This is a genomic window from Aliiglaciecola sp. 3_MG-2023 (assembly GCF_030548205.1).
GTDB lineage: Bacteria > Pseudomonadota > Gammaproteobacteria > Enterobacterales > Alteromonadaceae > Aliiglaciecola.
This window is the reverse complement of record NZ_JAUORV010000005.1, coordinates 29237-43677: the sequence shown is the minus strand read 5'-3', so window position 1 is coordinate 43677 and position 14441 is coordinate 29237. Positions and strand designations below refer to the sequence as shown.

The window sequence follows — 14441 nt, the reverse complement described above, 5'->3', positions numbered from 1 at the left end:
CATACCATTACACAAGGGCGAATCAGAATTTATATGACAGATTTAAAGCAAACCAATGAAAAAGGGGAAATAATCCAGTTTAATCCTGAGTTTTTGCCTAATTGTCAGTCAAATTACTTTTCCCCCGAGTTTTGGCAACAACGAAACGCGATTATTGGCTCGGCGACGGGTAGAGGTACCACGTATTTTATCCAAACCCAGCATCACCAGTTAGTGCTCAGGCACTATCGTCGTGGAGGCATGATTGGTAAATTACTCAGCGATCAGTATCTGTATTTAGGTATTGAATCTACTCGCGCAGTCAAAGAGTTTAATTTATTAGACAAGATGAATAACATGGGTTTACCTGCCCCCACACCTGTTGCCTACCGAGTACGTAAAACAGGGATTTACTACCAAGCTGATTTAATTAGCCTGAAAATTGAAAATGCCAAAGATGTACACCACATTTTGCAAACGCGGCCATTAACGGAGTCAGAATGGACAGAGATAGGTAAAACCATAGGGCTGTTTCACCAGCATCAAATTTATCATCACGATTTAAATATTCACAACATCATGCTGGATGACATGGGAAAAGTGTGGCTAATTGATTTCGATAAATGTGCAGAACAAAGCGGGAATGCTTGGAAGCAGCAAAATTTAGACAGGCTACTAAGATCGTTGAAAAAAGAAAAAAATAAAATTGTTAACTTTCATTTTGAACAGCAAGACTGGTCATTTTTGATAAACAGTTACCAAGCAGATTAACGACTTCAGCTTTCAGTTATTTGTTGCGTTTATGCTTTTCAATAAAATGTAACTCATGAAGTTTTGCTTCTTTTAAAAAGCCGTACATAGCCGAAATATAAGCATGCACTAACCCTCTTCTACCAGAGAGAAACATGCCCTCAATAACATAAGCTTTCACAAACATTAATGGGAAAACCAAACACAGTTTCAACCAAGATGGCTTCTTCCCTTTATTAAATTTTTCTTGGGCTTTCAGAGAAGAATACTTATTCTGCTTCTCCATTAACATTTCAGTGCTGTGATAGCCATGATGGGTAACCAAACCAGCAACATCTTTTTCTTTTGCTCCTTTGGCCAGCTTTACGTTTTCATGCACTAAGCGGTCGGTTGGAAATTGCACTTTATTTTTATTGTAGAGTCGAACAATAGAACGTTTTTTCGAATTAGCAGACATTGGCATATGCCAAAACACATCCTCAAAATACAATCGATAAGCATCAGCCCTTTGTTCATCCACAGATGACTGTATAATATCGGCAAGTTCTGCTCCAAGAATCTCATCACCATCAATGTTTAATACCCAGTCGTTCTTACACAGAGACATAGCATGGGACTTTTGTTTGGCGAATCCTAACCAGTCTTGATGATACACTTTGGCACCATATTGTTTAGCAATCTCAACGGTATTGTCAGTGCTACCTGAATCCACGAGCACAATCTCATCAAAATTTTGAAGGCATTCCAATACTTGTTTCAGGTATTTTTCTTCGTTGAGCGTAATGATAAAAACACTAATGGGAATATGAGACATGCTTATTTATCTTCTTCGGCGGAACCGTTTTCTTGGTTGAGAGCCCACAATGCAGCGTATTTATGAAATCCATACTGCCCAAGGATTACGGCCATCAAAAAACCTCTCTTGCCATCTAAAAATCCCAATCGAAAGAGATATTGCTGCAAAAAATCCACAAAGAAGCGCAGTACCGCAAAGCTCAATGACGACTTTTTATTTTTCTTAGCTTTATCTCCCGCCCCTAAAACTGCATATTTAAGATGCTTTTCTTGCACATGATAATAATCTCGCCAACTATAATGCAGTAAAGGCGATTTTAGTATTCGAACATTTTCAACAGGCATTTCTAAAGATTCATGCACACTTCGATGCTTAAAATTAGCCCCCTCTTTGAGAAACAGCTTTCCTTGTGGCGAAGCATAACGGCCATGTTTAAGGGTTTTACCAAACAAAAATGTATGCCACGGAAATTTAATAAAAGTAGCGTCTAGGTTTGGTTCACTGAGCACATCATCAATTTCTTGTTTAAGCTCTGCTGTAATCACTTCATCAGCATCAATATTCAGTACCCAATCATGCTCACAGTAAGTGAGAGCGCGATTGCGCTGTGCGCCAAAGCCCGGCCAATCGGTTTGATACACTGAATCTGTGTATTTCTTGGCAAGCTCAACCGTGCCATCAGTGCTGCCCGAATCGAGTACAACGAGTTGATCAACCCAACCCGCTAGCGGCGCTAAACTTGCCTCGATTCTATCTGCTTCATTACAAACAATCATAAAGCAGGAAATTTTTCGTCTAGTCATTGGTGACTCTCAGTTATGCTATTTTAAATGGTTACAGGCTGTATTTTATTTCAGAAAACACCGTCACATCATTTTCGGTTCCCTGCTGATTCACTTTACTAGCGTCAATAACAGCCCCTACTTTAACCTGCCAATGTCCCCATACTGTCTGGTAGTACCCGCTTAGCTGGGTTATTTTTTCGGTTAGGCCCACAACCTCTTCATTTTCATTTGCATCGTCAATTTTTATATACCGAATAGCAGCTTCAAATACATCACCATCGGCAAAGTGTTTCAATACACCCAAAGAGGTCATTCGGGCATCGGTATGTCGGTCTTCTCCTAGCTCTCGATTGTAATATCGGTAGCCAGATGAATAAGTACCACTCTCATAATAGCAGTGAGTTACATCTACAATTGCATCGTCACAAGACACATTAGTATCGCTATTTTCCATATAGACCTTGGCATTCCACACATAACTAGATATACCAAAACTGCGAGTTTGATTGCTGACGTTGAATTCGCTTGACTTACCTTCATCTGCGTATTGAGCGTAAATATTCACGGGGCGTTCCATCAAGCGAAATGTATATTTCGCATCAATACCCGCCAAATGGTTACCAATATGGGTTTCCATCGAAGGGTCACATTCATCGGCTCCATCAGCACAGCGCTTTTGAAAGCTAAGCACTCTGAAAAAGTCATTCATACGATCTGGTTGACCGTCTCCCCCCCAAACAGCCAGCCAAGATAGGCCAACTTCTAACCCAGGAATAGGACGGGAAGTGAAACGACTGGCCCATATTTTTGCATCGGGTACATCGCGACTGTCTTCTAACTGCCCAACCTGTGCGGTGACATACCAAGGTCCTAAAAATGACAACCATTTAGAATCAGATTGATTGGTACGAGAACGGGATAACGCCAATGTCGGAATTGGACGAGCATTATTGGACAAAATTAAACTATTTGCGTGAGACGGCCCCCACCACTGATCAATGGAGCCCAAGCGTAAATTCCAATCACCAAGTTGATAAGCCAAATAGCTTTGGTCTAAGTTTTGTTCGCCATTGGGCTCAAAATTAACTGATAGCTTGCCAGCTAGTCTACCAACTCGTGTTTCCGAATTAATATTAAAGCGTCCTTTCTCACCCTGCTGACCATCAAAGCTGGCATATCGTGTTCGCTCACTGGCACCATATGCGGTAACCGACGAAAACGTATCTTTGTGTTGTTGCAGGGTCAAGTAATGTTTTAAGCGTTTGGCTGCTGTGGCAGCCGCGGGAGGCATAGCAGCGGTATCAAGCTGTAATAACTGCTCAGAAATGCCTTTCCAAGGCATAGGAAATGTAGTGGTTACGCTATCTAAATAACCAAATTCGTTGAGAATTTGTACATCATAGTGAAGTTGAGGATCGGTTGTACCAACCCAAGGCGACGCCAAACTTGGTCCGGAAAAAATCAAAAACAACAAGCAAAACTGAATGCACTTAGGCACTAAAAACGCTCCATAATTAAAGTAACCTTAACACCAGTTAAGTACCTACAAAATACAAAAGGGTAAAAAAACCTCATGTATTCCGTTAGTTGATGAATACTCATCATAAATAACGATGATGAGTTAGGGCTATTCACCCTTGGATTTATGCTTACGTCTATTATAAGCTGTGTGTTTTAATTATTGAACTTCATTGAGTTGTTAATATGAACACAAAAGCCATTTATCCAGGCACGTTTGATCCTATCACTAATGGCCACGCTGACCTAATTGAAAGAGCAGCCCGAATGTTCACATCAGTGACCGTAGCTATTGCAGCAAATCCAAGCAAAGCCCCTCTTTTTACCTTAGAAGAGCGAGTAAACTTAATAAAACAAGTAACCGCCCATTTAGAGAATGTAAACGTTGTTGGATTTACAGGGTTGCTAGCGGATTTTGCAGATAGTTTAGATACCGCAATATTAATTCGTGGTTTGCGAGCGGTTTCAGATTTTGAGTATGAATTTCAATTGGCGAATATGAACAGGCGCCTAAATCCAAAGTTAGAAAGTGTATTTTTAACCCCAGCAGAGGAAAACTCTTTCATCTCCTCAACATTGGTCAAAGAAGTGGCTAAGCATCGCGGTAAAGTGGATGGTTTTTGTCATCCTGTTGTACAAAGAGCCTTATCTGAAAAATTCCATACCCACGCACAATAATCTGTAAGCGGGTATTTTCTCCGCGCGAAGACAATCATCATTCCACGGGATAAATCCCGTGCTACAACTTTGAGATAAAAACCCACGGCTTGTAGGCGGGTGCTTTAGCCCCGTAGGTATGTCGTTGGTATGCGCAACCTTTCATGGTCTAAAGACCATGCTACAGCCCATTGAGGCGAGATTTTATCGCTGACAGGTTGGGCAATAGAAGGTATTACGTTGGCCAATAACCACTGACTTTATGGGGCTTTCACAGGCTACGCAAGGCTGCTTAGCACGGCCATAAACCCGTAATTCTTGAGCAAAATATCCAGGACTACCATCGGCTTGAGCAAAATCTTTTAAGGTGGTTCCACCCTGTTCAATGGCTTTTGTTAAAACATCTTTAATAATAGGGGTTAAGGCTAAATATCGCTTTTTACTCACTTTTCCGGCCTGACGACGAGGGTCTATTCCAGCTAAAAATAAAGATTCATTGGCATATATGTTACCCACTCCAACAACTACCTTGTTATCCATAATAAAGCTCTTTACCGGAACCAGCTTTCCTCGCGACATATCAACAAGTCGCTGGGCGTCAAAGTCATCCGTTAAAGGCTCTGGTCCTAAGTTGCGAAACAAGCTGTGGGATTCGTCACTTTTATCTAACCATAAACACGCACCAAATCGACGGGCATCATTCAAGCGTAAACACAATCCATCGGTAAGTTGAATATCCACATGATCATGCTTTTGCAGTGGCGTATTAATAGGCACAACGCGTAACCGACCTGACATGCCCAAGTGCAGAATAATACTACCGGCCAGCGTATCAATTAACAGGTACTTGGCACGACGGCGGATAGTTTCAATCACCAACCCGTGTGTTAGATGTACTTCATCGGGTATTGGCCAACGCAGTTGTTTGTGGCGAACAACTACTTGGCTAATTGTCTTGCCAATCATATGGGGGGAAATACCTAGACGGCTTACTTCAACTTCTGGCAACTCTGGCATCAGTAACTCTCAAGTAACAATGATTGAATAGACATATCACGAATTTCAAATAGCTGTTGTTGATGTAAAACTAGGGTGTTATTGCCGTCTTCATAAAGCTGAAACACACGACCACTATTTTCACCCGCCAACCAAGCAATGGCTATTTTCGGCATTTGTTCAGGGAGGTCGCTGTCAGAAGGCGTCATTTTTGCCATCTCCCAGTTTTTCGCAACCGTTAACATCTGCGCTTCAGTTATCTTTCCTGATGGTCTGGCTCGCCAGCCCTGCCCTATACGCTCAATGGTGACTAACGGCATTTGCAATGTCATCAATCTAGAACCGCTTGGCAGCATACTGGCCTGTAGTTCAGCATCTCCGCCACCAGTAAGAATATTATTAGTGGAATTGAATAAAAAAATCATTAGCACCATGCTGATGATAATGACATTGTTCCAAGCTTTTCGTGATAAACGCATTTTTAATTTAGACTCGGGGAATAAGAAATATCAATAAAGCACGAATTATAGGGATTATTCAAAAGGTTATTTAATAAATAGCCAAATAACGCAAAAAACCCGGCAAAATACCGGGTTTTTCGGGAGACAAAAACAAGCAGGTTTACTTGATTTTGGCTTCCTTGAACATAACGTGTTGGCGAATTTTAGGATCAAACTTTTTGATCTCCATTTTGCCAGGCATATTACGTTTATTTTTATCAGTGGTGTAGTAGTAGCCAGTACCCGCTGAAGAAACTAATTTAATTTTATCACGCATGGTCGGGCTCCTTAAATTTTCTCGCCACGGGCACGGATATCAGTAAGAACTGAATCAATACCTTTTTTATCGATGATACGCATGCCTTTTGGCGTTAGACGTAATTTAACGAAACGGTTTTCACTTTCAACCCAAAAACGGTGGGTTTGAAGATTTGGCAAAAAGCGACGACGGGTCGCATTTTTCGCGTGAGAGCGGTTGTTTCCTACCGCTGGGCGCTTACCAGTTACTTGACATACTCTGGACATCGTATTTGTCTCCAAAACAACTTTTAACAATTAGCTTCGCTATATTAAAGAAAAGCAATAAATCACACTAAACGCATAGCGGTAGTGACAAGAGGGCGCATTTTATACAGCATATACCAACTACGATCAAGGTTTTTGTGTGAAAAAGATCTTGTCTTTACTCGCTAATCCCCGTGTTTTTGCCAATAATTCACCAATAAAATCATGAGATACTAGCCACTTATCTCGTTAGTAGGGCTTATCACCGCCAATTGTAACGCGATAGCCAGAACGGGTTTCTGGGAAATAGTCCCACACCGCGAAATGTTGGGTACATCGGTTATCCCATAAAGCTATTGAATGAGGCTGCCAACTAAAACGCACTTGGAAATTGGGATCTTTAGCCAATTCAAATAACATATTAAGAATACCATCACTTTCCGTTTTCGACAGTCCGACGATGCGAGTGGTATAAGATGCATTCACAAATATACCTTTTCTACCGGTCACTGGATGGGTTCTCACTACCGGATGTCGACTACATGGATAAGCCGTACCATAGTCTCCGTAAATGCTGTGATAAACGGGATTAGCATCATGTTCAGCTTCAAGGCCGCTTAAATATGTTTGCATAGCAGGTGAAAGCGACTCGTAAGCAGCGTACATGGACGAGAACAGCGTATCTCCTCCAATGGATGGCAAAGTATGTAAATACAACATCGACCCCATGGGAGGCTCTGGGTTGCAACTTAAATCAGAGTGCCAGTTATCGCCTGCAACATATTTAGAGTCTTTATCGGCATGAATCGCGACAATATCTTTATAACCTTCAATACCTGGCGCACCTGGATGAATGATAAGGTCACCAAAAACTTGCCCTACTTCACGATGCTGGTCGTGACTCAAAGGTTGATCACGAAAAAAGATAACTTGATGATCCATCAATGCCTGATTTAAATCCGCTCGCTGTTGCTCAGATAAAGGCTTGGTTAAATCCACATTGCCGATAATCGCGCCAATATTTTTTGTCATTGGTGTGACAGTGATGCTACTCATATTGTTACCTTTAAATTGAATTCTAATATGCTCACATACCGTATTGATACGTTTTGTAATCTGCCACTTGGCTATTTCTAACTGCACTTAACGCGCTAGCGTATTCAGTTAGCAAACTTAGAGAATGCTGTAAACGAGTGCGAATATAAATATCGTCTTGGTTCTCGGGTGGATTGGTATCATTCATACAAAGCTTTACGTTGCGCACGATAATATGATCAGGTATCCAACAAATTCGATTGTTTTTATAACTGCTAATGCGCAATTCAGCCACTGGTAAGTAACCCCCCACGGATGCCGATATGGCGACTATCAAGCCAGGTTTATTCGCCATTTCTTGTGCACTGCTGAATAAAAAGAAGTTTTTTAAACAACTTGGAACCATGCCATGCCAATCCGGTGTCAACACGATAAACCCATCACAACTTTGTAACTCTTTAGCAATAGGTTGCCAAGCGGTTTGTAGTCGCCCTTCTTTTTCATACCAAAAACTATCGTCAAAGTTCTCTAAGGGTTGCTTACCTAAATCCAATACGAAAGTGTCAACATTTTGGGAATTTAAGTTTTGTTGAATAAACCAACCTACTTTACTGGTTTGAGACTTAGCTCGTTGACTACCGCAGATAATACCTATTTTCATGTTTATGTCTTCATTCGCTATGTTTTAGTCAAATTTAAACAAGCTCGACCAGAACTTCTTGATGTTTTACGCCCGATAAATTGAGTCAGCCTAAGAAAGTTGAGGGGGTTCGCTTTGCAGTGGTGCGCAGGCGCACAATTTCGGTGCAACCAGTCCACTCTAAAACTGAATCAAGCATTGTAAAAGACGTCTTTTTACAACTTGTTTGACGGATATGTCCAAGATAGCCCGCCATGAAATTTTTATACTAGGGTCAGTTTGGAAGCAAACAATTTCTAATCCATAGAAGTTGTTTCGAGATTAAATTCCACAAAATATAACTAAATAACGATAAAAATAGCATTGGGAAATAGCGCATGATGAAAAAAGTGTTCGATGAAGAGTTTTTTGCCAGTTTGGCCAGCTCCACATTAGAAGTAGAGCAAGCGGAAACCTTACCGCCAGAATGTTATGCCGACCAAGATTTTTTTGAATTCGAAAAAGAAGCCCTATTTAATCACGAGTGGCTTTGTGTTGGACGCGAGTCGTTAATTCCCAAAGTAGGTGACTTCTTCACGGTTACGCATGTTAATGAGCCTTTAATTATCTGCAGGGATAGAACCCAAGAAATTCATGCGTTGTCAGCCGTATGTCAACACCGAGCCATGTTGGTTGCAGAAGGGCATGGTAATGCTCAAGCCTTTTTATGTCCCTATCATCATTGGGGTTACCGTTTAGATGGCACCCTATCTGGTGCGCCAGCAATGAATAAAACCTGTGACTTCAGTCGTGATGACATTGCCTTACCCAAGCTTAAAGTGGAAGTTTGGTTAGGTTTTATTTTTGTTAACTTTGACCTCAATGCAGCGCCGCTGGCATCAAGATTAACGGAAGTCACCAAATACCTGAAAAACTACGACTTGGAAAAAGCCGAAGGCCCAAGGCCCATGGATCCAGAGAAATACAACTGGAACTGGAAAGTGATGATGGAAAACAATAATGATGGATACCACGCCACTAAACTTCATAAAGGACCGCTGCACGATTTTATTCCCAGTGAAAAATCGGTATTCCCGGAAATGCCCGAAGGCGAAGCTGGCTATATTCGATTAAATGGGACGAATCATCCCGATGCAGCCTTCAACCCGCTGCAAAAAGCAATTCTACCCATTTTTCCTAATTTAACTGACGAAGACCGTCACCAAGCGGTGTTTGCTAACTTACCTCCCTCTTTGTCGTTAGTCATTACCAGCGATATGATTATTTACCTGATTCTGCATGCCGAATCTGCCGACAGTCATAGTATGACCATTGGCTACTTGGTTGCCCCAGGCGCAATGAAAGATCCTTTATTTGAAGACAAAATTGATTTTAATATGAAAGCTGCCATGGAAATTACCGAACAAGACTTGCACGTAGATGAACTGGTGCAAGTGGGCTTACAGTCTAGATTTGCCCCCAGAGGGAGATACTCTTGGCAAGAAAAAGCACAACAATTATTAAATGAATGGTTAGTTGAGCGTTATCAATCTTGTTGGGATAAATCCAAGCACATCATCCCCATTAAACAGAGCGCATAATCATTATCTTAATTTATAGCGCAGGCAAAAATCTTTTCGTCATATACCCTTTAGCCGGTATATGACTTTTTCGTAGGTAAAGCATATGCAAACTCAAACTGATAACCAGTCAAACGCTACCATGCCAGCTATTTTCTTCGGCCATGGAAGCCCTGGCAATATTCTCGAAGATAATCAAGCAACACGAATGTGGCAAAGCCTGGGACAAGAATTTCCAAACCCTAAAGGCATAATATGTATTTCAGCCCACTGGTACACACAAGGTGTGGGTGTTACATCAATGGCTAACCCTCGCACTATTCATGATTTTGGGGGCTTTCCACCAGCCATGTATGAAATGCAATATCCCGCTCCAGGTTCACCAGAGTTAGCCGCAAAACTAGTCGATATTTTGGCTGCAGAAGGCGCAGCATTAGATGATAGTTGGGGCTTTGACCACGGTGCTTGGTGTGTGCTGGCAAAAGCGTATCCAAAGGCCAACATTCCGGTAGTGCAGTTGTCCATAAACCGTCAACAACCAGCGGAGTTTCACTTCAAAATCGGCCGAAAACTAGCCCAGCTTCGTAGCGAAGGATACTTGGTCATGGGCAGTGGCAATATAGTCCACAATTTACCCGCTATGGATTGGGGCGGTCGAGACAAAACCTATCCTTGGGCCAAACGTTTTGGTGATGCGATGCGTTCTGCGATGGTCGAGAATACTCCCGAAAAAGTAGTGCAGTATAGCTCCCTTGGTGCCGACGCCGTAGAGTCGGTACCAAATCCTGACCACTTTTTACCGATACTTTATATTTTGGGTGCGCGCCTGCCTAAAGATACATTGCGCTTTGAAACCGCCTATGTTGAATACGGTTCGTTAGACATGACAACTGTGGTCTTTAGCTGAAAGGTGGTTTCACACAACTAAGCTGGCGTAAACAGTCAAGTAATAGACTTCCTCAGCCTTTAATCTGGAAAAATACGATTTTCATTAATACCAAATAAATAATTGAAAGGAGAGTTTATGTCACTGTTGAAAACTGACGATTTGTCAGAACAGGATCGTTGTCAAGCAAGCGCTATGCACACCTTAAAAGCCACAGTGGAAAACTGTCACTGGGGTTATTTTTCTGCCACCGAAGCCCCCGCATTAAAGGTGAAAAGTGGCGATATCATTCAAGCAGAAGCCATTACACATCACGCTGGCGATGCACCAGACTTGATGATGGACGATAGTGTCAAAGCCATTTGGGATGGTATTCCAGAAGCAGACAGAAACCCAGGTGTCCACCTCATGACAGGGCCAATATTTGTCGAAGGTGCTCAACCTGGTGATATCCTAGAGGTTCGTTATTTGTCGATGCGTCCGCGCTTTTCTTATGGTTCAAACTTAGCAGCTAACTGGGGACACTTATATGATGAATTCGAACAAAAAGAACGAGTCACCATTTACCGTTTAGACATGGCGAGTATGCAAGCTCATGGTCACTATGCTTATGACTTTAAGGGAAAATATTTAACGCCTGGAACGATAACTAAGTGTCCTGAATGTGAACGAGAAACGACTTTAAATGGCGTCCGAGTGCCTGTTCGCCCTCACTTAGGCACTGCTGGAGTGGCACCGGATGTCAGTGGCAGAGTGAGCACTATTCCACCTGGTAAACATGGTGGTAACATTGATAACTGGCGGATTGGTGCAGGTTCTACCATGTATTATCCGGTGCAGGTAGAAGGTGGATTATTTTCTATTGGCGACCCCCACGTATCACAAGGTGATGGTGAAATCAGTGGCACTGCAATTGAAGCCTCATTGGATGTCACCATGCAAATCATTGTGCGCAAAGACTTTGTATTCCCTTCCCCGCTGTTAGAAACACCAAATTATTTTGTGGTACATGGCTTTGACGAAGATCTCAATGTCGCTATGAAAAATGCCTCAATCGATATGCTTGAATTGCTTTCAGAACATCGAGGTTTGAGCCGCGACGACGCCTACTCTTTGATGAGTGTTGCCAGTGATTTCGGGGTAACTCAAGTGGTAGATAGTGTACAGGGTGTTCACGTTAAAATACCACGTAGTATCGTAGACACCGGTGAGCCTGATTCAGACTAAAGGCTGTTGAATCCTCACACTGAACGCATACTCTTTGAGCGTGCGTTTTTTATAATCATTCTCATTTCATGCTTTGCTTCACAACTCCCCTGCTGTGGTATGTAACTTGCTTTGCTACCTAACCTTAAAGAAAAAGTTTTCCTAGTAACACCAATCCGTTACGTAAAAATACAAATTGCTATCCGTGCAGTCACGAGAATTTGAAGAGAGAAAATTATGCTTAGTCGAAGTTGGGAATATTCCACCGATGCCCATTCTAAAATTGAACGACTTCCTAGTTGGCAGGGGGCGTTAGAAAAACTCGGTTTATTTTGTGAATATAAGGGCAAGTTAGAGGATTTTTATGCTGTGATGCATAATTTAACCACGCCTAACGGGATTGAATTCACTCGAATTAGTTCGGCATCGCAGAATATTATTGCTAAAAAAGAAAATACCAATAATGGTGTTTGGGTTGCTTTCCCCCTCGAAGGGCGAATGACAATTAGAGAGGGGAATCGGTCTTTTGAGGTTTTACCTGGTGATATTGTATTTGGCGCTATGGGTTCCAAAACCTCACTAACCTTACATTCTGATTTCAGACAATTATTCGTGACCGTACCAAATATCGCATTCAATGCACGTTTAATCGCTCCTCTTCCTTCACACATGCTGCATTTACCGGGGCATTCAGGTCCTGCTCAAACATTAGCCGCGATGCTAGTTTCAGTGGCTAATAATTTGGAAAAAATGACTGAAGATCAGCTACGTCCACTAGAAATGGCTATTCCTGAATTTCTAATCGCAGCGCTATTTCCAGAAGCAGATACCCGCTCTCTCGGCGGTTCGGCTGGAGTAAAAGCCGCTTTATTACATCGAATTTGCCAAAGTATAGAAGTCCGACTATCCAATCCAGATTTGAACTTAAATGAAGTAGCCAGTGAACATAAAGTGTCTCCCCGATACTTGCAGAAATTATTTGAATCGGTAGATCAGAGCTTCAGCCGCTACATTCGAAATCGGCGTTTAGAGCGCTGTAAAGATGACTTCGATAGTCCAGTGCATGCGCAATTATCTATTTCTGAAATTTGTTTCCGCTGGGGATTTAACGATTCAGCTTATTTTAGTCGTTCTTTTCGTGATTACGTAAAAATGTCTCCCAGAGAATATCGTAAACGTTCTAAACAGAAGGCCGCGAAAGAGCATGAATTAAAGCAGAGCAGAGGCCGCCCCATAGGTGTGAGTACCACCGAAAACCGCGAAGACACCGGCAATAAGCCTCAAGTTGATGTGGCGGCAATGGCCAAACAGTCGCAAGCGCTTAAATTAGCCCAAGACAAAGCATCTTCGGTTCATCATTACATTCCAGTCAATAAAGATACTATTCACTGGGGCTTTTTCGACCGTGAACTGACTCCAGTGCTGTATATGAATTCCCATGAAAAGGTAACAATAGAGACCCTCACCCACCACGCCTACGACGACTATGAACGGATGATAAAAGATGATCCCGGTGCCGAGAGTGTTTTTAAATGGACATCTAAACAGAAAAATGTTGATCGCAGAGGTGCAGGTCCCATGGATGCCTCCATTTACGGTCGAGGCGCGGGGGAAGGATTTGGAGTCCACGTTTGTACTGGCCCCATATACATAAATGAAGCCATGCCTGGGGATGTAATCGAGCTACGAATATTAGATATTCATACTCGACACAATCACAGTGACCAGTTCAAAGGCCGCAGTTTTGGCTCTAACGCCGCTACTTTCTGGGGATTTCATTACAATGATTTGCTCACTGAACCTAAGCCTAGAGAAGTGGTTACTATCTACGAAATTGACGAATCAGACAAACCCAGCTGTGCGCACGCTGTGTATAATTATCGTTGGATACCGCAAACAGATCCATTTGGGGTTACCCATGAGCGCATAGATTATCCAGGTGTACCAGTTGACCATAGTAAGACCCAAAAAAACTTCGACATTTTACAAAATGTAGAAATACCTCTTAGGCCACATTTTGGTACTATTGGGTTAGCACCTAATCATGCTGACTTGGTCGATTCTGTTCCACCATCTAATCAAGGTGGCAATTTAGACAATTGGCGTTTAGGCAAAGGCTCCAGAGTATTTTTACCTGTGGCCGTTAAGGGAGGTATACTGTCAGTGGGTGATCCTCATGCGAGTCAAGGAGACTCTGAGCTATGCGGAACGGCGATAGAGTGCTCATTAACGGGAGAATTCCAAGTTATTTTGCACAAACAAGCCGACTTACCCGGACAATATTTTGATATGGACTTCCCGTTAATCGAAACTGACGATGAATGGGTTGTTTTAGGGTTCAGTCACCCTAATTATTTAAAAGAACTGGGCAGCAATGCCCAAAGTGAAATTTATAACCAATCAACAATTGACTTGGCTATGCGAGACGCGTTTAGAAAAGCGCGTCGATTTTTAATGAATTCGCAAAACCTAAGTGAAGATGAAGCTATTTCGTTATTGTCTGTTGCTGTGGACTTTGGCGTGACTCAGGTGGTTGATGGTAATTGGGGAGTGCATGCAGCTATCCCGAAAGGAATATTCACGAATTTGGCTGAAAACACAGATTAGGTTGATAAATTTACCAACGTTAA

At 42.2% G+C, this 14441-nt stretch carries 15 protein-coding genes; 6 read left to right on the top strand and 9 right to left on the bottom strand.

Translation table 11 applies throughout. The annotated features are described in order from the left end of the window. Positions 1–33: 33 nt before the first annotated feature. Positions 34–750, top strand: coding sequence for a 3-deoxy-D-manno-octulosonic acid kinase (locus tag Q4574_RS06935; protein ID WP_303472930.1), 717 nt, complete (start codon positions 34–36; stop codon positions 748–750). Positions 751–766: 16 nt separating this feature from the next. Here Q4574_RS06935 and Q4574_RS06930 read toward each other — a convergent pair whose 3' ends face one another. Genes Q4574_RS06930 through Q4574_RS06920 form a run of 3 tightly spaced genes read right to left on the bottom strand, consistent with a single transcriptional unit; the run spans position 767 to position 3808 of the window. Next, positions 767–1543 (bottom strand): glycosyltransferase family 2 protein, encoded by a 777-nt coding sequence (locus tag Q4574_RS06930; RefSeq protein WP_303472928.1) that lies wholly within the window; start codon positions 1541–1543, stop codon positions 767–769. Between the two features lie 2 nt (positions 1544–1545). Then, the gene (locus Q4574_RS06925; RefSeq protein ID WP_303472926.1) at positions 1546–2328 is read right to left on the bottom strand and encodes a glycosyltransferase family 2 protein; all 783 of its coding nucleotides are present in this window, start codon (positions 2326–2328) and stop codon (positions 1546–1548) included. Positions 2329–2359: 31 nt separating this feature from the next. Then, positions 2360–3808: a capsule assembly Wzi family protein gene (locus Q4574_RS06920; RefSeq protein WP_303472924.1), complete on the bottom strand. Its 1449-nt coding sequence runs from the start codon at positions 3806–3808 to the stop codon at positions 2360–2362. Positions 3809–4014: 206 nt separating this feature from the next. Here Q4574_RS06920 and coaD point away from each other — a divergent pair, with 206 nt between their 5' ends. After that, positions 4015–4506 (top strand): pantetheine-phosphate adenylyltransferase, encoded by a 492-nt coding sequence (gene coaD / locus Q4574_RS06915; protein WP_303472922.1) that lies wholly within the window; start codon positions 4015–4017, stop codon positions 4504–4506. A 183-nt stretch (positions 4507–4689) separates the two neighbouring features. Here coaD and mutM read toward each other — a convergent pair whose 3' ends face one another. From mutM to Q4574_RS06885, 6 genes are all read right to left on the bottom strand, one after another. Continuing rightward, positions 4690–5502, bottom strand: a complete 813-nt coding sequence (mutM, locus tag Q4574_RS06910) for a bifunctional DNA-formamidopyrimidine glycosylase/DNA-(apurinic or apyrimidinic site) lyase (RefSeq protein WP_303472920.1) — start codon at positions 5500–5502, stop codon at positions 4690–4692. Then, positions 5502–5960 (bottom strand): hypothetical protein, encoded by a 459-nt coding sequence (locus Q4574_RS06905; protein WP_303472918.1) that lies wholly within the window; start codon positions 5958–5960, stop codon positions 5502–5504. The genes mutM and Q4574_RS06905 overlap by 1 nt, the downstream gene beginning before the upstream one ends. Before the next feature lie 142 nt (positions 5961–6102). Then, positions 6103–6258 carry a 50S ribosomal protein L33 gene (gene rpmG, locus Q4574_RS06900; protein WP_216049366.1) on the bottom strand — a complete coding sequence of 52 codons (156 nt, stop codon included), beginning with the start codon at positions 6256–6258 and terminating at the stop codon, positions 6103–6105. 11 nt (positions 6259–6269) lie between these two features. Continuing rightward, positions 6270–6506 carry a 50S ribosomal protein L28 gene (rpmB, locus tag Q4574_RS06895; RefSeq protein ID WP_008845260.1) on the bottom strand — a complete coding sequence of 79 codons (237 nt, stop codon included), beginning with the start codon at positions 6504–6506 and terminating at the stop codon, positions 6270–6272. 228 nt (positions 6507–6734) lie between these two features. Continuing rightward, entirely contained in the window at positions 6735–7541 is an 807-nt protein-coding gene (locus Q4574_RS06890) for a TauD/TfdA family dioxygenase (protein WP_303472914.1), read from the bottom strand. Positions 7542–7572: 31 nt separating this feature from the next. Continuing rightward, positions 7573–8181 carry an NAD(P)H-dependent oxidoreductase gene (locus Q4574_RS06885; RefSeq protein WP_303472912.1) on the bottom strand — a complete coding sequence of 203 codons (609 nt, stop codon included), beginning with the start codon at positions 8179–8181 and terminating at the stop codon, positions 7573–7575. A 356-nt stretch (positions 8182–8537) separates the two neighbouring features. Here Q4574_RS06885 and Q4574_RS06880 point away from each other — a divergent pair, with 356 nt between their 5' ends. The 4 genes from Q4574_RS06880 (at position 8538) to Q4574_RS06865 (ending at position 14418) form a co-directional block, all read left to right on the top strand. Further along, positions 8538–9740, top strand: a complete 1203-nt coding sequence (locus tag Q4574_RS06880; RefSeq protein ID WP_303472910.1) for an aromatic ring-hydroxylating dioxygenase subunit alpha — start codon at positions 8538–8540, stop codon at positions 9738–9740. 85 nt (positions 9741–9825) lie between these two features. Beyond that, positions 9826–10626 carry a 4,5-DOPA dioxygenase extradiol gene (gene ygiD, locus Q4574_RS06875; protein ID WP_303472908.1) on the top strand — a complete coding sequence of 267 codons (801 nt, stop codon included), beginning with the start codon at positions 9826–9828 and terminating at the stop codon, positions 10624–10626. Positions 10627–10743: 117 nt separating this feature from the next. Next, entirely contained in the window at positions 10744–11832 is a 1089-nt protein-coding gene (locus Q4574_RS06870; RefSeq protein WP_303472907.1) for an acetamidase/formamidase family protein, read from the top strand. Between the two features lie 216 nt (positions 11833–12048). Beyond that, positions 12049–14418 (top strand): acetamidase/formamidase family protein, encoded by a 2370-nt coding sequence (locus Q4574_RS06865; protein WP_216049372.1) that lies wholly within the window; start codon positions 12049–12051, stop codon positions 14416–14418. Positions 14419–14441 lie beyond the last annotated feature (23 nt).

Bases quoted from the DNA above. Each gene is read 5' to 3' on its own strand.
- Q4574_RS06935 (WP_303472930.1), top strand. From the start codon at position 34: ATGACAGATTTAAAGCAAACCAATGAAAAAGGGGAAATAATCCAGTTT.
- Q4574_RS06930 (WP_303472928.1), bottom strand. From the start codon at position 1,543: ATGTCTCATATTCCCATTAGTGTTTTTATCATTACGCTCAACGAAGAA.
- Q4574_RS06925 (WP_303472926.1), bottom strand. From the start codon at position 2,328: ATGACTAGACGAAAAATTTCCTGCTTTATGATTGTTTGTAATGAAGCA.
- coaD (WP_303472922.1), top strand. From the start codon at position 4,015: ATGAACACAAAAGCCATTTATCCAGGCACGTTTGATCCTATCACTAAT.
- mutM (WP_303472920.1), bottom strand. From the start codon at position 5,502: ATGCCAGAGTTGCCAGAAGTTGAAGTAAGCCGTCTAGGTATTTCCCCC.
- Q4574_RS06905 (WP_303472918.1), bottom strand. From the start codon at position 5,960: ATGCGTTTATCACGAAAAGCTTGGAACAATGTCATTATCATCAGCATG.
- rpmG (WP_216049366.1), bottom strand. From the start codon at position 6,258: ATGCGTGATAAAATTAAATTAGTTTCTTCAGCGGGTACTGGCTACTAC.
- rpmB (WP_008845260.1), bottom strand. From the start codon at position 6,506: ATGTCCAGAGTATGTCAAGTAACTGGTAAGCGCCCAGCGGTAGGAAAC.
- Q4574_RS06890 (WP_303472914.1), bottom strand. From the start codon at position 7,541: ATGAGTAGCATCACTGTCACACCAATGACAAAAAATATTGGCGCGATT.
- Q4574_RS06885 (WP_303472912.1), bottom strand. From the start codon at position 8,181: ATGAAAATAGGTATTATCTGCGGTAGTCAACGAGCTAAGTCTCAAACC.
- Q4574_RS06880 (WP_303472910.1), top strand. From the start codon at position 8,538: ATGATGAAAAAAGTGTTCGATGAAGAGTTTTTTGCCAGTTTGGCCAGC.
- ygiD (WP_303472908.1), top strand. From the start codon at position 9,826: ATGCAAACTCAAACTGATAACCAGTCAAACGCTACCATGCCAGCTATT.
- Q4574_RS06870 (WP_303472907.1), top strand. From the start codon at position 10,744: ATGTCACTGTTGAAAACTGACGATTTGTCAGAACAGGATCGTTGTCAA.
- Q4574_RS06865 (WP_216049372.1), top strand. From the start codon at position 12,049: ATGCTTAGTCGAAGTTGGGAATATTCCACCGATGCCCATTCTAAAATT.